Here is a 23,817-nt window from a genome sequence, read left to right on the forward strand (position 1 = left end):
CGGGGGGGGGGGGGGGGGGGGGGGGCCCCCCCGAACCCCCCCCCCCCCCCTGCGGCCCCCCCCCCCCCCCCCCCCCCCCCGCCCGCCCCCCCCCCACCCCGCGGTCCCACGGCGGGAACAGCCCCACGACGGCCCCCGACCCACCCCACCCCCCCTGTGGCATCGCGCACATCCCACCCCCACCGTTATGCAACTTGTTGCAAAAGCCTCCATCGGTCGTTTACAACAGTCCGTGACGACCCCGCGCGAGGAGGCACCCCCATGGCCCTGGCCCCGACCCAGCCGCAGAGCACCACCCCGTACCCGCACCTGCTGAGCCCGCTGGACCTCGGTTTCACCACCCTCCCCAACCGGGTGCTCATGGGATCCATGCACGTCGGCCTGGAGGAGGCCGAGCACGGATTCGAGCGCATGGCCGCGTTCTACGCCGAGCGCGCCCGCGGCGGCGTGGGCCTGATCGTCACCGGCGGCATCGCCCCGAACGAGGCCGGCCGCCCCTGGGACGGCGGCGCCAAGCTGACCACCGCCGAGGAGGTCGCCGAGCACCGTCTGATCACGGACGCCGTGCACGAGGCGGGCGGCCGGATCGCGATGCAGATCCTCCACTTCGGCCGCTACGCGTACCACCCGGGCCTGGTCGCCCCGAGCCCCCTGAAGGCCCCGATCAGCCCGTTCGCACCGAACGAGCTGACGGACGCCGAGGTCGAGCAGACCGTCGAGGACTACGTGCGCTGCGCGGAGCTCGCGAAGGAGGCGGGGTACGACGGCGTCGAGGTGATGGGCTCCGAGGGCTACCTGATCAACGAGTTCATCGCGGCGGCCACCAACCAGCGCACCGACCGCTGGGGCGGCTCGTACGAGAACCGGGTCCGCTTCCCGCTGGAGATCGTGCGCCGCATCCGCGAGCGCGTCGGCGCGGAGTTCATCCTGGTCTACCGCCTCTCGATGCTGGACCTGATCCCCGGCGGCTCGACCCTCGACGAGGTGGTCGCGCTCGCCAAGGAGATCGAGGCGGCCGGCGCGACGATCATCAACACGGGCATCGGCTGGCACGAGGCCCGGATCCCGACGATCGCGACCTCGGTCCCGCGCGGCGCGTACACGTGGGTGACGAAGCGCCTGATGGGCGCGGTCTCGGTGCCGCTGGTGACCAGCAACCGCATCAACACGCCCGAGGTGGCGGAGGAGATCCTGGCGGAGGGCCGCGCCGACATGGTGTCGATGGCCCGCCCGTTCCTGGCCGACCCGGAGTTCGTGGCGAAGGCGGCGGCGGACCGCGCGGAGACCATCAACACCTGCATCGGCTGCAACCAGGCCTGCCTGGACCACACGTTCAGCCTGAAGATCACCTCCTGCCTGGTGAACCCGCGCGCCTGCCACGAGACGGAGCTGGTCCTCTCCCCCACCCGCCTCGCCAAGCGGATCGCCGTGGTCGGCGCGGGCCCGGCGGGTCTCGCCTGCGCGGTGTCGGCCGCGGAGCGCGGCCACACGGTGACGCTGTTCGACGGCGCCGGGGAGATCGGCGGCCAGCTGAACGTCGCCAAGCGCGTGCCGGGCAAGGAGGAGTTCGACGAGACCCTGCGCTACTTCCGGGTGCAGCTCGCCGAGCGCGGCGTCGAGGTCCGCCTGAACACGTTCGTCGGGGCGTCGGACCTGGAGGGGTACGACGAGGTGGTCGTGGCGACCGGCGTCACGCCCCGTACGCCCGAGATCGAGGGCGTCGACCACCCGAGCGTGGTGGGCTACCTGGACGTGCTGCGTCACGGCGCGCCGGTCGGCGAGCGGGTGGCGATCCTGGGCGCGGGCGGCATCGGCTTCGACGTGGCCGAGTTCCTCACGGACGGCGGCGAGCGCGCGAGCCAGGACCCGGAGACGTACTTCCGGCAGTGGGGCGTCGACACCTCGTACGCGTCGCGCGGCGGTCTGCGCACCCCGGAGCGGCCCCGCCCGCCGCGCCAGGTGCACCTGCTCCAGCGCAAGACCACGAAGGTCGGCGCGGGCCTCGGGAAGACGACGGGCTGGATCCACCGCACGGAGCTGAAGCACCGGGGCGTGACGATGGTGGCGGGCGCGTCGTACACGCGGATCGACGACGAGGGTCTGCACCTGACGATCGACGGCGAGGCGAAGGTCCTGCCCGTCGACACGGTGGTGCTGTGCACGGGCCAGGACCCGCGTCGCGGGCTGTACGAGGAGCTGGTCGCGGCGGGCCGTGCGGCGCATCTGATCGGCGGGGCGGACGTGGCGGCCGAGCTGGACGCGAAGCGGGCGATCGACCAGGGCACGCGGCTCGCGGCCACGCTGTGAGGGCCCGGCCGGCCGAACCTAGGATGCGTGCATGTCCCTCCCGCACGCGATCCTGACGGCGCTGCTCGAGAAGCCCTCGTCGGGCCTCGAACTGACGCGCCGCTTCGACCGGTCGATCGGCTATTTCTGGTCGTCCACCCACCAGCAGATCTACCGCGAGCTGGGAAAGCTGGAGCAGGCGGGGCACATCCGCGCCCTGCCCTCCGCCGTACCGGCCCGCGGGCAGAAGAAGGAGTACGAGGTGCTGCCGGCGGGCCGCGAGGAGCTCGCCGGCTGGGTGGACACCCCGGAGGACCCGAAGCCGCTGCGTTCGGCGCTGCTGCTGCGGATGCGGGCGGCGGCCGTGGTGGGCGGTACCGGGCTGCGGGAGGAGCTGGAGCGCCATCTGGGTCTGCACCGGGCCCAGTTGGAGGAGTATCTGGCGATCGAGGAGAGGGACTTCCCGCCGGAGCGCCGTACGACGGAACCGGACCGGTTGCGGCATCTGGTCCTGCGGGGCGGCATCGATCTGGAACGCTTCTGGGTGGAATGGCTGACCCGCGCGCTGGCGGAGCTGACCGCTCCGGGTGACGAAGCGCGGTGAACCGACAGTCGGCCATCCTGTCCGGCCCCCGCACCCCGCCTCCGCGCACGGTGGATACTGGTCAGCTCAGACCAGTTGGGACCAGTCAGGCGAAGGGGCGAGCATGGCCGACGAGTTGGGTCGCCGCAGGACACGTCATGCGGTGGTCATCGGGGGAAGTCTCGCGGGGCTGCTGGCCGCGCGGGTGCTCAGCGAGCACGCCGAGCGCGTCACGGTCGTGGAGCGCGACCGCTACCCGGAGGGGCCGGACGCGCGGCCCGGCGTTCCGCAGGGCCGGCACCTGCATGTACTGATCGAGGGCGGGCAGCGGGCGCTGGACGAGCTGCTGCCGGGGTTCATGGCCGAGCTGGGCGGGCTCGGCGCGCCGAAGCTGGGCGTGCCGCGGGACATGATCCAGTGGCAGAACGGGCAGTGGTACGTGCGCTCGGAGGCGACGGCGCACTTCTACACGGGCCCCCGGCCGCAGCTGGAGTGGCTGGTGCGGCAGCGGGTTCTGGCCGATCCCCGGATCGAACTGGTGGACGGCACCGAGACGGTGGGACTGCTGGGGGACGCGGCGCGGGTGCGCGGTGTGCTGGTGCGCGAGCGGGGCGCCGGCGCCGACAGGGAGCCGCGCGCGCTGGAGGCGGATCTGGTGGTGGACGCGTCGGGCCGTTCGACCCGGGCGCCGGACTGGCTGGCGGGGATCGGCGCGGAGGCCCCGCACGAGGAGACCCTGGACACGGGTCTGGCGTACGGCACGCGGGTCTACCGGGCGCCCGCGGAGGACCCGTCGACGGATGCCCTCGGCTACTACGTGGTGCCCAACCCGGGCCAGGTGTACGGCGGTGTGGTGCTGCCGCTCGGCGACGGGCGGCATCTGGTCACGCTCTCGGGTCTGCGGGGCGACGAACCGCCCACGGACGAGAAGCTGTTCGAAGAGTACGCGCGGAAGCTGCCGCACCCGGTGGTGAGCGACTGGATCACGAAGGCGGAGCCGCTGTCGCCGGTGTACGGCTTCCGGAAGACGTCCAACATCCGGCGCCGGTACGACCGTCCGGGCCGCCGGCCGGCCGGTTTCCTCGCGACGGGCGACGCGTTGTGCGCGTTCAACCCGATCTACGGGCAGGGCATGGCGGTCGCGGCGCTCACGGCGGTGGCGCTGCGCGAGGCCCTGGCGGACTCCCGGCGCACGCCGACGACGCGGCGGGTGCAGCGGGCTCTGCTGGACGCGTCGAAGCAGGCGTGGGACATCTCGGCGGGTGCCGACAAGAAGATGCCGGGCGCGACGGGTGACGCGGGCCGGTCGGGTGTCGCCGACAGGGTGACGGGCTGGTACATGCGCCGGGTACAGGAACGCGCCTCGGGCAACCCGGTGGTGGGTACGCCGTTCCGGGCGGCGCTGACGCTGACGGCCCCGCTGACGGGCGTGTTCGCACCGGCGGTGGCCCGCGAGGTGCTGTTCGGCCCGGTACCGCACACGCCGGCCTCGCCCCCGCTCCTGCGCCACGGGGACGAGGGGCGCTAGGGGTCCGTCGCGAAAGTGGATGTCCCCTTGCGATGGTCACGGTTGGCGCAAGGGGACGGCGACCGGCACATGAGGCATGGGCCGAAGGCGTGGTAGGGCGCCAGAACCTTCTATAGATGGCTGACCCGAGATGGCTGACCCGGGAAAACCGTCCCTGGCCCTACGGGACCACGTTCGCGCTCTCGTTGCCGTTCTCCTTGGCCCATTCGACCAGCTCGATGGCGACCCCATTGGGGTCGGCGACCATGAACAGCCGCTCGCCCCAGGGCTCCTCGCGCGGCTCCAGGGTGATGGTGACCCCTTCGGCGCGCAGTCGCTCGTACTCCTTGCGCAGGTCGCTCACGACGAAGGCGAGGATCACCCCGTCCGCGGGCCGGTCGCGGAAGCCCTCGGGGAGTACTTCGAGACCGCGCCGGTGGAAGATCACATTGGGCGCGTCGGGGTGCCTCAGCGAGGCGAAGCCGTCGGCGGCCATGGCCTCGGTGTAGCCGAAGTGCCTGGTCAGGAACGAAGCGGAGGCGGAGACGTCGTCGACGGTCAGGCATATGGCGGTGTCGGTGATCTGCACGGGACTCCTCGCTGGGGGCGGCTCTCGAGCTTTCTCTGTACAGTGTACTCTGTACTACGTATAAAGTTATGGCCCAACAATTCCGAAGGGCTGGAGGGGCTGTGCCGAAGAACCGCAGCGGGGGTGGGGACCCCGTCCGCACGCTGGAGTTGCTGTGGCGCGCGGCCGGCGCACCGGAGCCGCCGACCGGGCGGCGCGGCCCCCGCCAAGGGCTGACCGTCGACGCGGTGGTCGGCGCGGCGGTCGAACTGGCCGACGCGGAAGGCCTGGACGCCCTGACCATGCGCGCCCTGGCCCAGCGGCTCGGGGTGACGCCGATGACCGTCTACACGTACGTCCCGGGCAAGGCCGAACTGCTCGACCTCATGCTGGACGATGTGTACGGGCGGATGGAGCTGACGCCGTTCGGCCCGGACGAGCCGTGGCGGGACCGGGTCACCCGGGTCGCCCGGGACAACCGGGCCCTGCTGGTGCGCCACCCCTGGATCGCCGAGATGTCCGTCACCCGCCCGCCCCTGGGCCCCGGCGTGATCGGCAAGTACGAGCACGAGCTGGCGGCCTTCGAGGGCATCGGCCTGCCCGACGCCGAACGGGACACCGCCCTCACCCACCTCCTGGGCTTCGTCCACTCCACCGCCCGGGCGGCCGCCGACGCGGCCGAGCTGAACAGCCGGCAGAGCGACGACGACTGGTGGGCCGAGGCCGGGCCGCTACTCGCCCAGCTGATCGACGCCGACCGCTATCCGCTCGCCGGGCGGGTCGGCGAGGCCGCCGGCGCCTACGACCCGGACGCGGTGTGGGCCTTCGGGCTCCAGTGCGTGCTGGAAGGACTGGAACGGCGGGCCGATCGGCAAGCGGGCGAGGCGGAGCGGCGGTAGGGCAGAGGAAGGCTTGCCTGCGCCGGCCGGTTCGCGATCCTCCCTGCGGAGCCGAGGACGCCGAGGACGCCGACGGCCCTCCCTCGCTGGACCCCGCCCGGTGCACGCCCCGGCGTCTTGCCTCGGAGCCCAGCCGGGCGAGACCGGCGCGGGGGCGTTCACCGGGCGTAGTCGACCTCGGGGAAGTCGGGGGAGGGACCGTCGAGCAGCCGCCCCCGGTCGCGGAGGTGAAGGTCGAAGAAGGCTCGCGGGTAGGCACGTTGGAACGCCTGTGCCCGGTGCCTGGGAATCGTCCCGACCTCTTCCTCCAGATCGGCCGGTGACATGCCCAGGAGAGGGGCGATCAGCGGCAGGATCAGCACATCGTCGCCGAACGACTGGTGCGCGGCTCCCCGTACGGTCAGATGCAGGCGCCAGCCGCGCAGACGCGACCAGAACGCGCGCAGGGCGGGGTTGCTCTCCATGCCGCCCTTGCCCGGGGTGTCCACGACCAGGAACGGACGGTCGAGCCCGGCGTCCACCACCGGGCCCGCCGCGCCTCCGTCCAGGCTCGCCCCCGCCGTGATCCGCCCGTCGGTGAGCATCGTCGCGGCGGTGGTGGCGCCGCCCAGGGAGTGGCCGAGCATCCCGACGCGCCGCAGGTCGAGCGCCCCGCGCAGGCCGGTGGGCAGCGGAGTGCGGCAGATGCCGGGGTGGCCGCCCGAGCGCAGGACGGCGAGCCGGTCCATGACGAAGCGGATGTCGGCGGTACGGACCGCGAGGGCCTTGGCGTAGTCGCTGATCCCGCCCAGCGGATTCGTCTCGACGCGTCCACCGGGGAAGGCGACCGCCGCCGCGTCGTAGGTGTGGTCGACGGTGACCACCACGAAGCCGTGACTGGCGAGGTCTTCCACGATGCCGGTGCCGAACGCCCGTGACGCGTCGGCGCCGGGCGAGTAGAGCACGACGGGCAGGGGGCCTGGTGGGCCGCCGACGGGAGCGCCCTCGTGGCCGTGGGTGCCTCCCAGTCGCACCCGGCCGGCAGGCAGGCCGAGGAGGCTCAGGTAGCGGTCGGCCGCCGTCGGAGGCATCCAGGGAACGGTGGGGCGGGCCGCGCAGCCACGGGCGGGGTACCAGATGCTGATCATCAGCTCACGGCAGGGGCGGGAGGGCACCCAGGGGTCCGGCCGGGCGGTGTCGGCCAGGTGCAGCGCGATCGTGCCCACCGGGTACGGTCCGTTCGGGGCGGGCAGCTGGAACCGCACGGGTTCCGGCTGCCGGGGTCGCGCGGCGGCCGACGGCGCGAGCGGACCCGGGATCATGGCGGCGGCCAGTCCGGCGCACGAGGACGTACGCGGAACTCGCCGCCCGGCAGGCCGTGACGGACGAACGCCTGCGGATCGCCCGGGAGCTCCACGACGTGGTGGCCCATCATCTGACCGTCATCGCGGTGCGCGCCGAGGTGGCCCGTGCGGTGGCCTCCAGCAACCCGCAGGAGGCCGAGCAGACCCTCGCACTGGTCGGGACAGCGGGCCGGACGGCGCTCACCGAGATGCGCCGCATGCTCGGCGTCCTGCGATCACCCACCGACGAAGCCGAGTTGGGGTCCGCGCCCGGTCTGGCGGACCTGCCCGCGCTCGCGGACGGCGCGGGCCCGCGCGTGCAACTGTCCGTCGACCCTCATCCACCGCTCCCCCCGGGGGTGGAACTGGCGGTCTACCGGATCGTTCAGGAAGCCCTCACCAACGTCGTCAAGCACGCGGGATCGGCGGACTGCCGGGTGAACCTGCCCCGGACGGCTCCCGGAGCGGTCGAGATCGAGGTCGTCAACGACGCACCCTCCCGGCTCCCGCCCCGGCGTCCCGGCGGCGGGCACGGACTCATCGGGATGCGGGAGCGGGCGGCCATGTGCGGCGGCACCCTCTCCGCCGGCCCCCTGGCGACGGGCGGTTTCCGCGTGCACGCTCGGCTGCCCTGCGGGCTGGGGACAGCGCGGTGAACCGGCCGGTCCGGGTTCTCATCGCCGATGACCAGGCGCTGCTGCGGGCGGGCTTTCGCCTGCTGATCGACAGCGTGCCGGACCTCACCGTCGCGGGCGAGGCCGCCAGCGGCGAGCAGGCCGTCGAACTCGCCCTGCGGCTGCGGCCCGACGTCGTGCTGATGGACATCCGGATGCCGGGCACGGACGGTCTGGAGGCCACCCGGCGCATCCGCGCCGACCCGGACGCCGTCGGCACCCGTGTACTGGTCCTCACCACGTTCGACCTGGACGAGTACGTGTACGCGGCACTCCGCGGCGGGGCCAGCGGATTCCTCCTGAAGGACATCCTCCCCGCCGATCTGCTGACGGCCCTGCGGGTGGTCGCGGCCGGCGACGCCCTGCTCGCGCCCGCGGTCACCCGCCGTCTGATCCGCGAGTTCGCCGGTCGCCACGAGCCGCGGCCGCGACTCGCCCGGGAGCTGGCGGGCGTGACTCCACGGGAACGGGAGGTTCTCCGCTTGGTGGCCCGGGGCCTGCCCAACCTCGTGATCGCCGAGCATCTGGGGCTGAGCGTCGCGACCGTCAAGACACATGTGCGGCGGCTGCTGGCCAAGCTCCACGCCCATGACCGGGCCCAACTGGTCGTCATCGCCTATGAGACGGGCCTGGTCACCCCGGGTGAGAACCTCCCGTCCACCGGCTGACGCCTCACCGTCCGGGATGGTGGGCCCGAAGGGGACGTTCACACCCCAGGCGCCGCCGTCACCACGCCCGCCGCGACGCCCGCGCTCAGCGCCGCGTAGTCGTCGGCGTTCTGCGCCGCGTAGCGCAGGGCGAAGTCGGCGATGCCCCGGTCGAACACGTCGGAGGAGCCGAGGTACGCGGCGATGGCGATGCGGTCGCCGGAGCGGGCGTGGGCGCGGGCGAGGGCCCAGCCGCAGAGGCGGGCGTATGCGCGGAGCATGGCCGGGGACATGGTCTCGACCTCGGCCGATCCCTTCATGTCGCGCAACTGGCGCCAGTAGAAGTGGCGTTGTTCGGGTCCGGTCATCCAGCCGAGGAAGATGTCGCTGGCGGCCTGGGTGAGCCGCTGGCCGCAGACCACCCGGCGGCCCTGGTGGGTGAAGACGCTGGGGGTGAGGTACTCCTCCAGGACGGACGGGACGGCCTCCTTGATCTGGAGGAAGAGCGGGTCGGTGTCGTCGCGGCCCTCCAGGAGCAGGATGAAGCAGCGGGTGCCGACGCTGCCGACGCCGACGACCTTGCGGGCGGCGTCGATGAAGCGGAAGCGGTCGAGGAGCAGCCGGCGTTCCTCGGAGAGCGAGCTGCGGTAGTCGCTGAAGATCTTTCCGATGGTGACCCGGTCGACGTCCGTGACCCTTTCGAGGAGCGGCGGGTCCTCGACGATGTGCCGGCCGGTGGCGTCCTTCTCGGTGAGCTTGCCGAAGGCCTGGAGGCTGGTGCGGCGCCGGGCGCGGGCGAGCCGGCTCTCCAGGCGCTTGCGGTCGGCGCCCCGGATGAGTCCGGCCACGTCCTCGGCGGAGATCCGCTCGTACCAGACGTCGAGTTCGTTGAGGCCGGCGAGGCGGCGCATGGCGGTGCGGTAGCCCTCGGCGGAGACCTGGGCGGCGCGGTGGGCCTTGGCCTTGGTGGTGCCGTTCTGGAGGGCGGCGACGGCGATGGAGGCGGCGAGTCGTTTGACGTCCCATTCGAAGGGGCCGGGCAGCGTCTCGTCGAAGTCGTTGACGTCGAACAGGAGCGTCCGTTCGGGTGAGGCGTACACGCCGAAGTTGAGCAGGTGGGCGTCGCCGCAGAGCTGGACGGTCAGTCCGGTGTGCCGCTGGGCGGAGAGGTCGGCGGCCATGACGGCGGCCGCGCCGCGCAGGAAGGCGAAGGGGGACACGGCCATGCGGCCGTAGCGGATCGGGACGAGTTCGGGGACCCGGTCGACGGACTGGCGTTCCAGGACGCCCAGCGGGTCAGGGCGCTGCGAGGAGGGTATCCAGCGCCCGTGCGAGGAGCGGGGGACGCGCTTGCGTGCCGCCCGCCCTCTCTCGGCCCGTTCTGAGGGTGTCGTCATCCGGCCTCACCCACTTCTTCCACCGCCGCGGCCTCTGCTGATCCGTTGCGATCCATTACAGATCGGACCGCCCGATTCGGCCACTCTCGGCGAACGGACTTCCCGAATGGTTTAGACCAATGATAGGTATTGCTCACCCACACGGTTCAGGTGGTCACACCGCGCAATGGTTGAACCATGCATGACAGAGAGGGTCCGTGACATGGCCGAGCCCGTTCCCGAGCCCGGACCGAGGGCGGCTCTTCCGCTCTACCTCCGGGTCGCCGCAGTGCTGCGGGACGACCTCATCCAGCGGCGCATCTCCCCCGGCAGCCGGCTGCCGTCCGAGCGCCACCTCGCCCACCGCTTCCACGTCAACCGGCAGACCGTCCGCGGCGCGCTCCAGCTGCTGCGGGACGAGCGGCTCGTGGTCACCGACCGACGGGGCACCTTCGCCGCCGAGCACGACCAGCGCGGCCCGTCGCCGACGGCGCCGCGGCGCTCCTTCCCGGGCGGCCCCCGGGCGGCCGACGCCCTGGTGCGCGCCGCGCTGGCCTGGGAGGCCCCGCCGGTCGCGCTCGCCGCGCGGCTCTCGCTCGCACCCGGGGAGCCGACGCTGGTGCACCGGCACGCGGTGCTCGCACCCTCCGGGGTCTCGCTGCAGCGGTCGGTGTCCTGGTTCTCCCGGCCCGCCCTGACGGAGATCCCGCAGCTGGGCCGCTACCGGCGCGGCGCCGAGGGCTACCGGCAGCAGCCCGACCTGCGGCTGCTCTACCACTGGATGCACCACGCGGGGCTGCGCACCACCCACCGGGAGTCGGTCGGGGTGCCCCAGGATCCGGCGGGCCACCCGGCGGACCGGGCGGCCGACGGCGCGGCCCGGCTGAGCGTCCACCGGGTCGTGAGCGACCAGCACGGGCACGCTCTCGAGGTCACGGACATCGATGTCGCGGCCCGGACGGGCTCCTGGACCTACGAGTTCAGCGGCTGACGGCCGGGTACGGGCCGCCCCGCACCCGACCGGGGCGGCCCGCCGTCCGGAGGGGGCTCAGACGATGCCCTCGGCGATCTCCGCCTCCTCACGCGCGTTGCCGTACGTCGAGGGCGTGCCGTACGAGCGGCGGGCGACGTACCACCAGACGCTGGCGAGGACGAGCACGACGGCGAGCGCGATCACGGCGTAGTTCATGCTGTCGACCGTCACCGGGGACTTCTGCGGCAGGCAGAAGAGGACGGTCACGCAGGCCACCCAGATCACCGCGATCCAGCCGATCGGCCTGCTCCAGCGGCCCAGGCTCCAGGGGCCGGGGACGAAGTTCCGGCCGGCCCGCAGCCGCAGGTAGATCGGGATGGCGTAGGCGGGGGTGATGCCGATGACGTTGATGGCGGTCACGGCCCCGTACGCGGTGGCGGAGTACAGCGAGGGCAGGGCGAGCAGCGCGGCCACCGCGACGGAGAGCCAGACGGCCGGCACCGGGGTCTGGGTGCGGCTGCTGACGCGGCGCCAGATCCCGGAACCCGGCAGGGCGTTGTCGCGGCTGAAGGCGAAGACCATGCGGCTGGCGGCGGCGACCTCGGCGTTGCCGCAGAAGAGCTGGGCCACGATCACGACGAGCAGCAGGGCCTTGGCGCCGCCGGCACCGAGGGAGTCCAGGAGGATCTGGGCGGGCGGCACGCCGGTGGCGCTGTTCTGCGTGCCCGCGTAGTCCTGGATGGCGAAGGTGAGCCCGGCGAGGAGGGCGAAGCCGGCGATCCAGGAGGCCCAGATGGAGCGGACGATGCCCTTGGCGGCGGTCACCGAGGCGTTCGCGGTCTCCTCCGAGAGGTGGGCGGAGGCGTCGTACCCGGAGAAGGTGTACTGGGCGAGGAGCAGGCCGATCGCGGCGACGTAGAGCGGGTTGGTCCAGCCGGTGTCGTTCACGAACTGGGTGAAGACGAACGAGGCGGACTGGTGGTGGTCGGGGACGAGGGCGAGCGCGCCCACGATGACGGCGACGCCGCCGAGGTGCCACCAGACGCTGATCGAGTTGAGCACGCTGACCAGGCGGACGCCGTAGAGGTTGAGGACGGCGTGGAGCAGCAGGATCGCCAGGAAGATCAGGAACGTCGACCCGGAGGTGGGGACGATGCCCCACTGGAGGTTGAGGAAGGCGCCGGTGAACAGGGCGGCGCCGTAGTCGATGCCGGCGATGGCGCCGAGCAGGCCGAGGAGGTTGAGCCAGCCGGTGTACCAGCCCCAGCGGCGCCCGCCGAGCCGGTCGGCCATGTAGTAGAGCGCGCCCGAGGTGGGGTAGGCGCTGGTGACCTCGGCGAGGGCGAGGCCGACGCACAGCACGAAGAGCCCGACGCCCGCCCAGCCCCAGAGCATGACGGCGGGGCCGCCGGTGCCCAGGCCGAAGCCGTAGAGGGTCATGCAGCCGGAGAGGACGGAGATGACCGAGAAGCTGATGGCGAAGTTGCCGAAGCCGCCCATCCGGCGGGCGAGGACCGGCTGGTAGCCGAGTTCTCTGAGCCGTGCCTCCTCGTCGTCCTTGACCGGGGGTGGCTTGCGTATCGCGTCGGTGGGGGCGGTGCGGGACATGCGTTCCTCCGGGGACGGGGGTGTTCGGGGGATGTGGGGGGGAGTGTGGTGGGTGATGCGGGGCGGCCGGTCAGGGGCCCGGCCGGGACTCCGGGGCGCCGAGGCAGCGGGCCCGCGCCCGGAGGAAGACCTCCTCGGCGGGGCCGCGTTCGTCGGGGACGGCGGTGCGGTACGCCCAGGGCTGCGGGGTCCAGTACGGGCCGAGGGTCTCGAACACCCGGGTCGCGTCGGCGAACTTGAGGGCGCCGTACAGGGCGTGGGCCAGGTGGTTGAGGTCGAGCAGGCTGGCTTCCTCGGTGGCGCAGAAGAGGAACCAGGAGTCCATGGCGCGGCGGGCGTCGCGGACCGCGTCCTCGGCGACCCAGTGCAGGTCGAGGGCGCGCTCGTGGCCCCGGTCGCGGCGGTAGCGCTCGACGCGCACGTACAGCGGCAGGGCGTGCAGCGCGGAGCCGACCGGGGCCGAGGAGGAGGCCCACTGGGCGTAGTTGACCGCCTCGGAGAGCGGTCCCTTCCTGCGGGCGTAGAGGAACTGGAGCATCCGGTGGTGCGCCTCGCGGTTGTACGGGTCGCGCTTCTCAGCCTCGTTGAGCAGTCCCCAGGGCCCCGGAGGCAGCATGGGGGCGGGCGGCTGGAGCCGGTGCTCCTCCATGCTCTGCCGGGCGTCGAGTACGGACAGGGCGAGCCGGCACACCCAGGGCACGGGGTCGGCCGGGGCGCGCTCCACGGCCTCCCGGCAGGCGGTCCAGGCCTCCTGCCACAGTTCCCGGGTACGGGGGTGGCCGGCGCGGTGGGCGCGGACGGCGCGCTCGACGGCGACGCGGGAGTGCATGACGGCGGCGGCGATGGAGTCGGGCTGCTCCGTCCGCCAGGTGGCGACCACGTCGGTGCCGGCGGCGACGGCGGCGAGCACCTGGGTGCGCCGGGTCCAGGCGGGCCAGCCGGTCGTCTCGTCGAGGAGCCGGGCCATGGCCACCCAGCGGCCGGTCCGCAGGTCCTGGACGGCGCCCCGCAGGGCATGGTCGTGACCCGCCGGGTGGTAGACGGGCCGGAAGCCTTGCGCGGCCATCAGGCGGCCGCGCGGGGGGTGGGCGACATGGTTCCTCGGTGAGGTGAGCGGAGGGGGTGGTCAGTCCCCGTGGCCATCCCGGCCGGTGATCGGCGATCACTATAGAGGTCGCTGGACGTGACCGGTCCACTTTCATCTGTGACCGTAACTATCCGGCCAGCGACTGAATTTGACTTGATGTCAGCGATGTTTCGGAAACTGACGGGTTCGCCGCCGAAGCCTTGACGCCACGCCTCCGCTGCATCAGGCTGACCGGTTCCACGATCAAGGACCTCCACCCACCGCACAGCAGCAGGGAGTCGCGCGCATGACGGGCCCGGTACTCGCCGTCGACCAGGGCACGTCGGGCACCAAGGCCCTCGTCGTCTGCCCCGAACGCGGGGTGATCGGGAGCGGATTCGCCCCGGTGCACCCGCGCGCCCTCCCGGGCGGTCTGGTCGAGGTCGACCCCCGTGAGCTGTACGACTCCGTGGTCACGGCCGGACGGGCGGCGCTCGCCGCGGCCGGGGAACCCGTCGTGGCGGTGGGCCTCGCCAACCAGGGCGAGACGGTGCTCGCCTGGGACCCGGCGACCGGCGTGCCCCTCACCGACGCCCTCGTCTGGCAGGACCGCAGAGCCACCGAGCTGTGCACCGAACTCGCCCCGCACGAAGCCGAGTTGAAACGTATCACCGGTCTGCCGCTCGATCCGTACTTCGCCGCTCCCAAGATGGCCTGGATCCGCCGCAGCCTCACCGGCGCCGGGGTCGTCACCACGAGCGACGCCTGGCTCGTGCACCGGCTCACGGGCGCCTTCGTCACCGACGCCGCCACCGCGGGCCGCACCGGACTGCTCGACCTCGACACCGCCGCCTGGTCCGAGCCCGCGCTCGACGTCTTCGGTCTCGGCGCGGAGCGACTGCCGCGTGTCGTGGACTGCGACACCCCGGTCGGCACCACCACCGCCTTCGGCCCGCCGCTCCCGCTGACCGGGCTCCTCGTCGACCAGCAGGCGGCACTCCTCGCCCAGGACGTGACCGAGCCCGGCGCCGCCAAGTGCACCTACGGCACCGGGGCGTTCCTGCTCGCCCAGACCGGGCACGTGCCGCGCCGCGGCGACTCCGGCCTGGTCTCCTGCGTCGCCTGGCGGCTGCGGGACCGGACCAGCTACTGCCTCGACGGGCAGGTGTTCACGGCCGCCTCCGCCGTCCGATGGCTGACCGGCCTCGGGGTGATCGCCGGCGCGGCCGAGCTCGACACCGTCGGTGACGCCGTCCCCGACGCGGGCGGCGTCACCTTCGTCCCGGCGCTCGCCGGGCTCGCCGCCCCCTGGTGGCGGGGCGAGGTGCGCGGCTCGCTCACCGGGCTCGGCCTGGACACCGGCCCCGGCCACCTGGTCCGGGCGCTGTGCGAGGGGATCGCCGCCCAGGTGGTGGAGCTCGCCGGCGCGGCGGCGGCCGACCTGGGCGCGCCGCTCACCACACTGCGGGTGGACGGCGGCCTCACCCGGTCCGCGCTGCTCATGCAGACGCAGGCCGACCTCCTCCAGCGGCCCGTCGAGGTCTCCGCGCTCCCCGACGCCACCGCGCTCGGCGTGGCGGCGGTCGCCCGGCTCGGCCACTCCCCCGGACTCGGCGTCCACGAGGCCGTCCCGGAGTGGAAGCCGTCCGCCGTGTACGAGCCGCGGATCACGCCCGCCGAGGCCGCGGAGCGCCTGGACCGCTTCCGTACGGCGGTCGCGCGACTGCTGGCCGACGAGGCGCCCGGAGCCGCGAACGGCGGGTCCGCCGCGTGAGCGTCACCCGGCGCGGGGCCCTGCCGGACACCTCGGCCCCCGGCACCGCGTACGACGTCACCGTGGTCGGCGCGGGCGTGGTGGGCTGCGCCATCGCCCGCGAGCTGGCCCGCCGTTCGCTGCGCGTCGCCCTCGTGGAGGCGTCCGGCGACATCGGCGAGGGGAGTTCCAAGGCCAACACGGCGATCCTGCATACCGGGTTCGACGCCGTCCCCGGCTCCCTGGAGGCCCGGCTCGTCCGCGAGGGCGGCCGGCTGCTCGCCGCGTACGCCCGGGAGACCGGCATCCCCGTCGAGCCCGTCGGCGCGCTCCTGGTCGCCTGGGACGAGGAGCAGCTCGCCGCGCTCCCCCGGCTCGCGGCCAAGGCCGCCCGCAACGGCCACCACGGCACCCGCTTCGTCGAGGCGCCCGAACTCCGCTCCCTCGAACCCCACTTGGGCCCCGGAGCGCTCGGCGCGCTGGCCGTGCCCGACGAGTCGGTCATCTGCCCCTGGACCACCCCGCTCGCCTACGCCACCCAGGCCGTACGCTCCGGGGTCGACCTGCATCTCGACTGCCCCGTGGCGAAGGTGCGGCCCGGCGGCCCCGGGACCCCGCACCGGCTGATCACCCGCCGCGGCGTCCTGCGTACCCGCTACCTGGTCAACGCCTGCGGCCTGTACGCCGACGCGTTCGACGCGCTGGTCGGGCGGTACGACTTCACCGTCACCCCGCGGCGCGGGCAGCTCCTCGTCTTCGACAAGTTCGCGCGCGGGCTCGTCCGGCACATCCTGCTGCCCGTACCCGGCGCCCTCGGCAAGGGCGTGCTCATCGCGCCGACCGTCTACGGCAACGTCATGCTCGGCCCGACCGCCGAGGACCTCGACGACAAGACGGCCACCGGCTCCACCGCCGAGGGGCTCGCCGCGCTGCGCGCCCAGGGGCGCCGGATCCTGCCGCCGCTCCTCGACGAGGAGGTCACCGCCGTGTACGCCGGACTGCGGGCCGCCACCGGCGCCGAGGACTACCGGATCGCCGCCCACCCCGAACTGCGGTACGTCACCGTCGGCGGGATCCGCTCCACCGGACTCACCGCCTCCCTCGCCCTCGGCCGGCACACCGTGGAGCTGCTCGCCGACGCGGGCCTGGAGCTCGGGCCCGAGCGCCCCCTCGCCCCGGTGTCGATGCCGAACCTCGGCGAGGCCTTCCCCCGCCCGTACCGCGACGCCGCCCGCATCGCCCGCGACCCCGCGTACGGCGAGATCGTCTGCCACTGCGAGCGGGTCACCCGCGGCGAGATCCGCGACGCCCTCGCCTCGACGGTGCCACCCGCCTCCCTCGACGGCCTGCGCCGCAGGACCCGCGCACGGGCCGGACGCTGCCAGGGCTTCTCCTGCGGGGCGACGGTGCGGGCGCTGTTCGAGGAGGGTGCGCGGTGAGAGGTGGGGGTGTGGTGGACCGTTTCGTCGATGTCCTGGTCGTGGGCGCGGGCCCTGCCGGGCTGGCCGCGGCGGCCCGGCTCGCGGCGGCGGGCGCGGGCCGGGTCGAGGTCCTGGAGCGGGAGCGGACCGCGGGCGGGGTACCGCGGCACTGCGCGCGGGGGGGCTTCGGGGCGTTCACCGGGCCCGGGTACGCCCGGCGGGCGGTGCGTGCCGCCGTACGGGCCGGGGCGGTGGTCCGCACCGGGGTCGGCGCGACGGGCTGGGCCGGCCCGCTGACCCTGGAGGTCACCGCGCCCACCGGCCTGGAACGGATCACCGCGCGGGCCGTGGTCCTGGCCACCGGGGCCCGCGAACGGTCCCGCAGCGCCCGCCTGGTCCCGGGCAGCCGTCCCGCCGGGGTGTTCAGCACCGGCGAACTCCAGCAGTCCGTCGAGCTGTTCGGGCTGCGCCGGGAGCGGATCGGACGCCGGGCGGTCGTCGTCGGTTCGGAGCCGGTCGCCCGGCACGCGGTGCGCACCCTGCGCCGGGCCGGGGTCACGGTCGCGGCCGTCGTGTCGGAGCCGCCGCGCGGACCGCGCCTGCCGGGGCCCGCGCTGCGCGGCGCGACGGTGCTCGAACTCGTCGGCCGCGGGCGCCTGTCGGGAGTCCTGGTGCGCGGCGCGGACGGGCGGACCGGGCTGCTGCGCTGTGACACGGTCGTCTTCACCGGCGACTGGATCCCCGACCACGAACTCGCCCGCACCGGCGGCGTCCCCCTCGACCCCACCACCCGCGGCCCGGCCGTCGACCCGGCGTTCCGCACCCCCGTGCCGGGGGTCTTCGCCGTCGGCAACCTGCTGCGGGGCGTGGAGCCCGCGGTGGTGGCCGCGGCGGAGGGCCGGGCGGTCGCCGCCGCCGTCCTCGCCCGGCTCGCGGGTGCGCCCTGGCCCGGCCCCGGAGTCCCGGTGACCGCCGAGGGCGCCGTGCGCTGGGTCTCGCCCAACCGTCTCACCGGACCGGCCCCCACCCTGCTGCTGCGCCCGGCCGGCCGGCTGCTCCGCCCGGTCCTGACCGTGGCCCAGGACGGGCGCGTGCTGTACGAGGCACGGCTCTCCGGACGCGTGGACGCGCACCGCTCGGTCCGTCCGCCCACCGGCTGGACGGCGGACGTGGACCCGGCGGGCGGATCCGTGGTGATCCGGCTCGACGAGCCGTAGCACGCGCCCGATTCCCCTGGCGCGCGTAATCCTCCACACTGGGCGGTATGCCCGACAAGCGCAGTGCCGGTCTCCTCCTCTACCGCAGGACCGCCGACGGCGGTACGGAGGTGCTGATCGGCCATATGGGAGGGCCCTTCTGGGCCGGGCGGTCGACGCATGCCTGGTCGGTCCCGAAGGGCGAGTACGGCCCCGACGAGCCGCCCGAGGCCGCCGCGCGGCGCGAGTTCGAGGAGGAGCTGGGGCTTCCACCGCCGGACGGGGAGACCGTCCCCCTCGGCGAGATCCGGCAGGCCAACGGAAAGACCGTCACCGTGTGGGCCGTCGAGGCCGATCTCGACCCGGAGCTCGTGGTGCCGGGCACGTTCACCATGGAGTGGCCGCGGGGCTCCGGCACGGTACGGGAGTTCCCGGAGCTCGACCGGGTCGGCTGGTTCTCCTTCGAGGCCGCCGCGCCCCTGCTGGTGGCGGGTCAGCAGGCCTTCCTGGAGCGCCTCGCGGCCCACCTCGGCGGGCCAGGGAGCTGAATTGTCAGACCCGTGCGAGAGGGTGGTGGGGACGACCGCCGCAAGCTCGACAGGGAGCCCCGCATGACGACGATCACCGGCCGTGAGCGCGCCGCCGCCCAGGCCTACCTGCGCCTGCTCGAATCCACCCAGGCGGTGCTCGCCGATCCGCGCCTCGAGCCGTACGCGGCGGCGATGCTCACGCATCCGATGGCCGAGGCCGACGAGGCGCTGCGCGAGGCGGGCTTCTCGGGGAACGAGGCGCATCTGCTGCACCTCGTGGCGGCCCTGCGGGCGTCGCCCGCGGTGGAACGGGGCAGGCCCGTGTGAGGCGGGGCCGGCGCGACGCGGCCGGATCGGGGGGCCACTCGGGCCCGCCCGCCGTCGGCCCACCGGCCGGCCCGCCTCTGTCAGCCCACCCGCCCGTCCTCCCGGCGATCCGCCGGTTCCGGCTGCCGGGGCCGGCGGCCGAGGAGTTCGGCGAGGCCCCGGCGGGTGGCGGCGACCACGACGCGGTCGCCGGGGCCGAGGACGTCGCCGGGCGGCAGCTGCCAGGCGAGGCCGTAGCCGGTGCGGTGCGCGGGCACCCCGGCGGCGCCCCGCGCGATGACCCGCCAGGCGCCGGGCAGGAAGGCCTGGGCGACCGTACGGCCCTCCAGGAGGGGGTGGTCGGTGACGTCGAGCGCGGCGAAGAGCAGCACCCGGCGCTCCACGGGGATGGCGCCCAGGACCTGGCGGCCCATCATCGCGCCGGCGAACGCGGGCGCCGCCAGGTGGGAGACGCTGCGGCTGCGGGTGAGGGCGCCGGGGTGCGCGGCGCGCAGGGTGCGGTAGACGGCGGTGGCGAAGTCGTCGTCGTACAGACGCAGCGCGACCCGCAGGTCGGGACTGATCGACCGGGCGTGCAGCGCGGCCTCCAGGTTGGTGATGTCGACGCTGGTGAGGGCGAGGAGGGCGCGGGCCCGGTGGATGCGGGCGGCTTCCAGGACGCCCTCCTCGGTGACGTCGCCGATGACCGTGGGGACCCTCAGCCGGCGGGCGAGCGCGAGGCCGCGTGCCTCGGGGTCGGCCTCCACACAGACCACCGGGATGTTCATCCTGCGGAGCCGGGCCAGCACCCGGGTGCCGACCTTGCCGAGGCCGAGCAGCACGACATGGCCGGACAGGCCGCGCGGCGGGCGGCGCAGGGTGGTCGCCGAGCGGAAGGTGCCGAGGGCTTCGAGGAGCGCGGCGACGAGGACGGGCAGCAGGAGCAGTCCCACGAACCCGGCGAGGATCTGGAGCACCTGACGGCTGGTGGGCTCGCCCACCGCGGGGTCGCCGATGGCTAAGACGTCGAGCAGTGTCAGGTAGGCGGCGTGCAGCGGATTGGCGCCGGTGGCGAACGTCGACGCGAGGGCGAGTCCGAGGACGGCGGCCGCCACTCCCGCGAGGGACCAGCGCAGCCGCCGCGAGAACAGCGAGCCGACGGGCAGCGCGGAGGCGCTGAGCCAGCCGGTGGTCTGGGCGGGACCCTCGTAGGTCACGGCCTCCAGGGCGACGATCCCGCGCCCGGTGGCGGCGGCGACGGCGGCGTCGTCGGGCAGCAGCTGCGGGCCCTGGTCGCCGCTGCGTTCGGAGCCCTCGCTGCCGGCCGGGTCGCTGGCCGTCGCGGAGAGCAGCGCCAGGGTGCACAGGCCGGGGTCGGCGACCTCGCCCCGGGCGGGCGGCGTCCGGTCGACGGCGTGCAGCAGCAGTCCGCCGGCCTGGATCACCTTTCTGCTCCCGGCGATGGCGGTGGCGGCGAGGGCGGGCGCGGCGGTGTCGGCGTCGGAGAGGACGCTGGTCGCCGCGTCCAGCTTCTCGGGGTCGAGCCCGGGTTCGGAGACGGCCGCGGCCTGGTCGAGGAGGGTGGCCAGGTGCTGTCCCAGCTTGCGGTTGTAGAGCCGGATGACGAGGCGCAGCCTCGGGTTGAGCCGGCGGGCGGCGAGCGCGGCGCGGATGTTGCGTTCGTCGTCCTCGTGGACCAGCGCGAGCGCGGCGGCGCGCTCCACTCCCGCGTCGAGCAGCGCCTGGTCGTCGGCCTCGCCGGTCTCCATGACCCGGATCGTGCGAGCCTGGGCCGGGCCGCGCGGGTCGCCCGCACCGGCCGGGCCCGCGGCGCCGGTTCCGGTTCCGGTTCCCGCGCCGGCGGTGCGGCTGACGGCGGCGGTGACCCGCCCGAAGAGCGCCGCGGCCCGTCCCGTGCGGGCCACGGGGCGGCTGGGGGTGTCGACGGGTGCGGGGACGAGCAGGGTGACGCGCTCCCCGTACATCTCGTGCAGCTCCGCCGCGAGACGGTGGGCCAGCACGTCATCACCGCAGACGATCATGTGTTCGACTGGGCCGGGGCCGTCGGAGCCCGTTGGGGCAACGGGCCTGCTCTGGTTCGGGAATGAGGACACGTCACCAGCATGCCCTGCCCCACCGACAGTCCCGACGGCGCCCGGTCCGGCCGGCCGCGCGGCGACGCGCCCACCCTCCGGCACAGCCGCTACGCCGGTCGGCGCACTCCGGCCTGCGGGCGCCTCGTCCCGTTCCTACCGTGGCTGAATGATCGTCACGCCCGCTCTCCGTCATGCCACCGCCGGTGCCGCGGTGCTGCTGTTCGTCCTGTCGGTCCCCACGGCCGCGGCCTCGGCTCCCGTCGCCCCCGCCGCTCCCGCCTCCGCCGCCTCCGCCGCCTCCTCGGTCGCCGAGCCGACCCCGCCCGCGCGGTCCTTCGTCGATCCCGCCCGGCTCGACCGCTCCGGCACCCAGGTGCAGCCGTTGCGGGGCGCGCCGCGGCTGCCCTCCGTGTCGGCCCTGTCCTGGGTGGTGGCCGACGCGGGCACCGGCGAGGTCCTCGCGGCGCGCGACGCGCACCGGCCGCTGCCGCCCGCGAGCACCCTGAAGACCCTGTTCGCGCTGACCGCGCTGCCGCACCACGACGGGACCGAGCGGCACACCGTGAGCGACGCGGAGCTCACCGGCATCGGCGAGGGGAGCAGCCTCGTCGGGGTGAAGGAGGGCTACACGTACACGGTGTCGGACCTGTGGAACGGCGTCTTCCTCAGCTCCGGCAACGACGCCGTGCACGTGCTCGCCGCCATGAACGGCGGCTGGGAGTCGATGACCCGGCAGATGCAGGAGAAGGCCCGCGCCCTGGGCGCCCGCGACACCCACGTGGTCTCACCGGACGGCTACGACGCGCCGGGCCAGGTGTCCTCCGCGTACGACCTGGCGGTCTTCGGGCGGGCGGGGCTCCAGGACCCGCGGTTCACCCGCTACTGCTCCACCCGTTACGCGGACTTCCCGGCCGGCTCCTCGTCGTTCGGCATCGCCAACACCAACCGGCTGCTCACCGGCGCGGACGGGGTGTCCCGCTATCCCGGGCTCCTCGGCATCAAGAACGGCTACACCAGCAACGCCGGGAACACCCTGGTCGTGGGGGCCCGGCGCGGGGCCCGCACGCTGGTCGTCTCCGTGATGAACCCGCAGGGCGGCGGCGGACTCGCCGTGTACGAGGAGGCCCGGGAGCTGCTCGACTGGGGCTTCGACGCGGCGGGCCGGATCCAGCCGGTGGGTTCGCTCAAGCCGGCGAAGGCCCCCCGGAAGGAAGCGCCCCTGCCCGTACGCGCCGCCGCCCGGAACGTGACCCGGGCCGGGGCGGAGGCCGCCGACGCGACCACACCGGCCGCGCCGGTCGGCCACGACCGGCACCAGCAGGCCACCCCTTCGGGCAAGGCGGCCGGACTCCCGCTGGCCCTGGTCGGCTCGGCGCTCGGCGCGGCGCTCTCCCTGTGGCTCTGGCGGCGGTTCGGGGCGCGCGCCGACTGAGTCCGGCCGGCACGTTTCGGCGGGCGCCGCACCGTCCGGCCCTTAGCCTGCTCGGGCGCCGTCGGGGAGGGCCCCGGGCGGGACCGCACGAGGAGTGGGCCGATGGGCACGGGGACGGACGGACACGTGGCGAGGGACGGGTACGGGGAGGAGGTGGCCCGGCGGTTCCGCGAGGTCAACGGAGCGCATCCGATGACGGCGGCGGACGACGCCTACGTGAGCGCGCAGTTCACTCCCCTCGAAGAGCTGTGCGCGGCGCTCGGACGGAACGCGGACGACGCCCGGCGGCGGATGCTGGACGGCCTGCTGCCGCTGCCGGGCTATCTGCGTTCGGACGGTGCGGAGATGGTGCCGTACGACCTGTTCGGACCGACGGAGGAGGCCGGCGGCCCGGAGCTGCTGCGCGCCTGGTTCACCGCGCACTGGGAGGACTCCGCCGAGGGCGCGCGGGAGTGGGAGGCGTATCTGAGTGGGCAGTACGTGTGTCTGCACCGGGTCACCCCGGCCACCATCCGCCGCAAGGACGAGCTGACGGCGGCGATCACCGAGGCCGTGCGTTCGCCCGGGAACTCCCCGGAGTGGTCGGCCGCCCTGCACGCGCTGGTGGACGAGCTGGACGGGCTGGAGCCGGACTTCGCCCCGTACGACCGGCTGCGCTTCGGCGGGCCGACCTCCCGGGACACCTGTGTCGACGCCGTGCGGTCCCGCTTCCCACGGCCGTGACGAGCGGTCCGGGTCCGCTGCCTCGTCTCAGGGGTTCCGCCCGCCCGGTCCGCAGCGTCCCGTCTCAGCGGTCCGCCCGCTCGGCTCCGCAGCCTCCCGTCTCAGCGGTCCGGCTCGTCCGGGCGGGGGCGTTCCGCGCCCGTGAGGTGGCGGTGCGACCAGTCGAGGAGCAGCCGGAGCAGGCACACCAGGGTCACCACCCACACCGCGGCGAAGGCCCAGATCAGCGGGGGCGACTCGGTGGCGACGGCGGTCACGAAGAGGGTGAGCGCGACGGCCCCGAGGAGGGCGGTGGCGCGCCCGCCGGGGCGCCGGAGCCGGAGCCCGTGACGGCCGGCGTGGCCGGTGCGCAGGCCCCGGGCGAGGGATCGGTCCGCGCCCAGGCTCTGTTCGATCTCCTCCAGGATGCGCCGCTCTCGCGGCGAGAGCCGTGCCTCGTCCATCGCCGACACCTCCAGGCGGGGTGCGCCCGGGGCCGCCGCGCGGCCCGGGGCGCTCCGCGGGCCGTGGGCGCCCGCGCTCCCTACCCTGCGCCTACCCCCGCGCCCCCTCGGCCAACCGCCTCCGGGGCCCTGACCGCGACGACCGGACGGGGCTCGGCCAGGTAGCGCTCGGCGGCGCGGACCGCCTCGCGGGCGGTGCGGACTCCCATGAGGACGCAGAGCGTGTACGCGGTGTCCTCGAACCGGCGCAGGACCGAGGGGTCGCACGGCAGGGCCAGGGTCTGGCGTTCCTGGGTGCGGTAGTTCCGCAGCAGCCGGTCGATCGTGTTGCGGTCGGGGAGCAGCATCCGTTCCTCCTGGTACACGCCATCCCCCCGGCCCCACCATCGTGGGGCCGGAGGCTCACCG

General features: G+C 74.4%; 22 protein-coding genes. 14 read left to right on the plus strand and 8 right to left on the minus strand.

All coding sequences use genetic code 11. From position 1 onward, the window contains the following. Positions 1 to 261 precede the first annotated feature (261 nt). The 3 genes from ACZ3ZE_RS12475 (at position 262) to ACZ3ZE_RS12485 (ending at position 4,397) form a co-directional block, all read left to right on the plus strand. The gene (locus ACZ3ZE_RS12475) at positions 262 to 2,307 is read left to right on the plus strand and encodes an oxidoreductase (RefSeq protein ID WP_467258846.1); all 2,046 of its coding nucleotides are present in this window, start codon (positions 262 to 264) and stop codon (positions 2,305 to 2,307) included. 31 nt (positions 2,308 to 2,338) lie between these two features. After that, positions 2,339 to 2,890 carry a PadR family transcriptional regulator gene (locus ACZ3ZE_RS12480; RefSeq protein WP_361179133.1) on the plus strand — a complete coding sequence of 184 codons (552 nt, stop codon included), beginning with the start codon at positions 2,339 to 2,341 and terminating at the stop codon, positions 2,888 to 2,890. A gap of 103 nt (positions 2,891 to 2,993) precedes the next feature. Continuing rightward, the gene (locus ACZ3ZE_RS12485; RefSeq protein ID WP_361179135.1) at positions 2,994 to 4,397 is read left to right on the plus strand and encodes an NAD(P)/FAD-dependent oxidoreductase; all 1,404 of its coding nucleotides are present in this window, start codon (positions 2,994 to 2,996) and stop codon (positions 4,395 to 4,397) included. Positions 4,398 to 4,557: 160 nt separating this feature from the next. On the opposite strand, the gene ACZ3ZE_RS12490 is transcribed toward ACZ3ZE_RS12485, so the two are convergent. Further along, on the minus strand, positions 4,558 to 4,965 hold the full coding sequence (locus ACZ3ZE_RS12490; RefSeq protein ID WP_361179137.1) for a VOC family protein: 408 nt from the start codon (positions 4,963 to 4,965) through the stop codon (positions 4,558 to 4,560). A 101-nt stretch (positions 4,966 to 5,066) separates the two neighbouring features. On the opposite strand from ACZ3ZE_RS12490, the gene ACZ3ZE_RS12495 reads away from it, so the two are divergent. After that, on the plus strand, positions 5,067 to 5,843 hold the full coding sequence (locus ACZ3ZE_RS12495) for a TetR/AcrR family transcriptional regulator (protein WP_361179139.1): 777 nt from the start codon (positions 5,067 to 5,069) through the stop codon (positions 5,841 to 5,843). Between the two features lie 158 nt (positions 5,844 to 6,001). On the opposite strand, the gene ACZ3ZE_RS12500 is transcribed toward ACZ3ZE_RS12495, so the two are convergent. Then, the gene (locus tag ACZ3ZE_RS12500; protein WP_467258849.1) at positions 6,002 to 7,087 is read right to left on the minus strand and encodes an alpha/beta hydrolase family protein; all 1,086 of its coding nucleotides are present in this window, start codon (positions 7,085 to 7,087) and stop codon (positions 6,002 to 6,004) included. A 113-nt stretch (positions 7,088 to 7,200) separates the two neighbouring features. On the opposite strand from ACZ3ZE_RS12500, the gene ACZ3ZE_RS12505 reads away from it, so the two are divergent. After that, positions 7,201 to 7,821 carry a sensor histidine kinase gene (locus tag ACZ3ZE_RS12505; protein ID WP_467258852.1) on the plus strand — a complete coding sequence of 207 codons (621 nt, stop codon included), beginning with the start codon at positions 7,201 to 7,203 and terminating at the stop codon, positions 7,819 to 7,821. Next, entirely contained in the window at positions 7,818 to 8,507 is a 690-nt protein-coding gene (locus tag ACZ3ZE_RS12510) for a response regulator (RefSeq protein ID WP_467258855.1), read from the plus strand. Before ACZ3ZE_RS12505 ends, ACZ3ZE_RS12510 begins: the two co-directional genes overlap by 4 nt. Before the next feature lie 38 nt (positions 8,508 to 8,545). Here the strand turns inward: ACZ3ZE_RS12510 and ACZ3ZE_RS12515 are convergent, their stop codons facing one another. Beyond that, positions 8,546 to 9,883, minus strand: coding sequence for a DUF2252 domain-containing protein (locus tag ACZ3ZE_RS12515; protein ID WP_467258858.1), 1,338 nt, complete (start codon positions 9,881 to 9,883; stop codon positions 8,546 to 8,548). A gap of 202 nt (positions 9,884 to 10,085) precedes the next feature. Here ACZ3ZE_RS12515 and ACZ3ZE_RS12520 point away from each other — a divergent pair, with 202 nt between their 5' ends. Then, positions 10,086 to 10,853 carry a GntR family transcriptional regulator gene (locus ACZ3ZE_RS12520; protein WP_361179150.1) on the plus strand — a complete coding sequence of 256 codons (768 nt, stop codon included), beginning with the start codon at positions 10,086 to 10,088 and terminating at the stop codon, positions 10,851 to 10,853. 57 nt (positions 10,854 to 10,910) lie between these two features. On the opposite strand, the gene ACZ3ZE_RS12525 is transcribed toward ACZ3ZE_RS12520, so the two are convergent. Then, positions 10,911 to 12,443: an amino acid permease gene (locus tag ACZ3ZE_RS12525; protein WP_361179152.1), complete on the minus strand. Its 1,533-nt coding sequence runs from the start codon at positions 12,441 to 12,443 to the stop codon at positions 10,911 to 10,913. Positions 12,444 to 12,513: 70 nt separating this feature from the next. Next, a complete protein-coding gene (locus ACZ3ZE_RS12530; RefSeq protein ID WP_361179154.1) occupies positions 12,514 to 13,509 on the minus strand; it encodes a hypothetical protein in 996 nt (331 codons plus the stop codon). A gap of 307 nt (positions 13,510 to 13,816) precedes the next feature. Between ACZ3ZE_RS12530 and ACZ3ZE_RS12535 the strand changes: the two genes are divergently transcribed. The 5 genes from ACZ3ZE_RS12535 (at position 13,817) to ACZ3ZE_RS12555 (ending at position 18,736) form a co-directional block, all read left to right on the plus strand. Next, a complete protein-coding gene (locus tag ACZ3ZE_RS12535) occupies positions 13,817 to 15,283 on the plus strand; it encodes an FGGY family carbohydrate kinase (RefSeq protein ID WP_467258861.1) in 1,467 nt (488 codons plus the stop codon). Further along, on the plus strand, positions 15,280 to 16,701 hold the full coding sequence (locus tag ACZ3ZE_RS12540) for an FAD-dependent oxidoreductase (RefSeq protein ID WP_467258863.1): 1,422 nt from the start codon (positions 15,280 to 15,282) through the stop codon (positions 16,699 to 16,701). The genes ACZ3ZE_RS12535 and ACZ3ZE_RS12540 overlap by 4 nt, the downstream gene beginning before the upstream one ends. Before the next feature lie 14 nt (positions 16,702 to 16,715). After that, on the plus strand, positions 16,716 to 17,900 hold the full coding sequence (locus ACZ3ZE_RS12545) for an FAD-dependent oxidoreductase (RefSeq protein WP_361626421.1): 1,185 nt from the start codon (positions 16,716 to 16,718) through the stop codon (positions 17,898 to 17,900). A gap of 47 nt (positions 17,901 to 17,947) precedes the next feature. Further along, the gene (locus tag ACZ3ZE_RS12550) at positions 17,948 to 18,427 is read left to right on the plus strand and encodes an NUDIX hydrolase (RefSeq protein WP_361179162.1); all 480 of its coding nucleotides are present in this window, start codon (positions 17,948 to 17,950) and stop codon (positions 18,425 to 18,427) included. Between the two features lie 63 nt (positions 18,428 to 18,490). After that, complete coding sequence (locus ACZ3ZE_RS12555) at positions 18,491 to 18,736, plus strand: hypothetical protein (RefSeq protein ID WP_361179164.1); 246 nt, start codon at positions 18,491 to 18,493, stop codon at positions 18,734 to 18,736. A gap of 80 nt (positions 18,737 to 18,816) precedes the next feature. On the opposite strand, the gene ACZ3ZE_RS12560 is transcribed toward ACZ3ZE_RS12555, so the two are convergent. Beyond that, on the minus strand, positions 18,817 to 20,757 hold the full coding sequence (locus ACZ3ZE_RS12560; RefSeq protein ID WP_467258866.1) for an NAD-binding protein: 1,941 nt from the start codon (positions 20,755 to 20,757) through the stop codon (positions 18,817 to 18,819). 220 nt (positions 20,758 to 20,977) lie between these two features. Here ACZ3ZE_RS12560 and ACZ3ZE_RS12565 point away from each other — a divergent pair, with 220 nt between their 5' ends. Both ACZ3ZE_RS12565 and ACZ3ZE_RS12570 read left to right on the plus strand, forming a co-directional pair. Further along, on the plus strand, positions 20,978 to 22,243 hold the full coding sequence (locus tag ACZ3ZE_RS12565; RefSeq protein ID WP_361179168.1) for a D-alanyl-D-alanine carboxypeptidase family protein: 1,266 nt from the start codon (positions 20,978 to 20,980) through the stop codon (positions 22,241 to 22,243). A 102-nt stretch (positions 22,244 to 22,345) separates the two neighbouring features. After that, positions 22,346 to 22,966, plus strand: coding sequence for a DUF6058 family natural product biosynthesis protein (locus ACZ3ZE_RS12570; protein WP_467258869.1), 621 nt, complete (start codon positions 22,346 to 22,348; stop codon positions 22,964 to 22,966). Between the two features lie 101 nt (positions 22,967 to 23,067). Here the strand turns inward: ACZ3ZE_RS12570 and ACZ3ZE_RS12575 are convergent, their stop codons facing one another. After that, the gene (locus ACZ3ZE_RS12575) at positions 23,068 to 23,409 is read right to left on the minus strand and encodes a DUF3040 domain-containing protein (RefSeq protein WP_467258872.1); all 342 of its coding nucleotides are present in this window, start codon (positions 23,407 to 23,409) and stop codon (positions 23,068 to 23,070) included. 80 nt (positions 23,410 to 23,489) lie between these two features. Continuing rightward, complete coding sequence (locus tag ACZ3ZE_RS12580) at positions 23,490 to 23,756, minus strand: DUF5133 domain-containing protein (protein WP_361179175.1); 267 nt, start codon at positions 23,754 to 23,756, stop codon at positions 23,490 to 23,492. Positions 23,757 to 23,817: the final 61 nt, after the last annotated feature.

This window comes from Streptomyces sp. NPDC023157 (assembly GCF_055560575.1).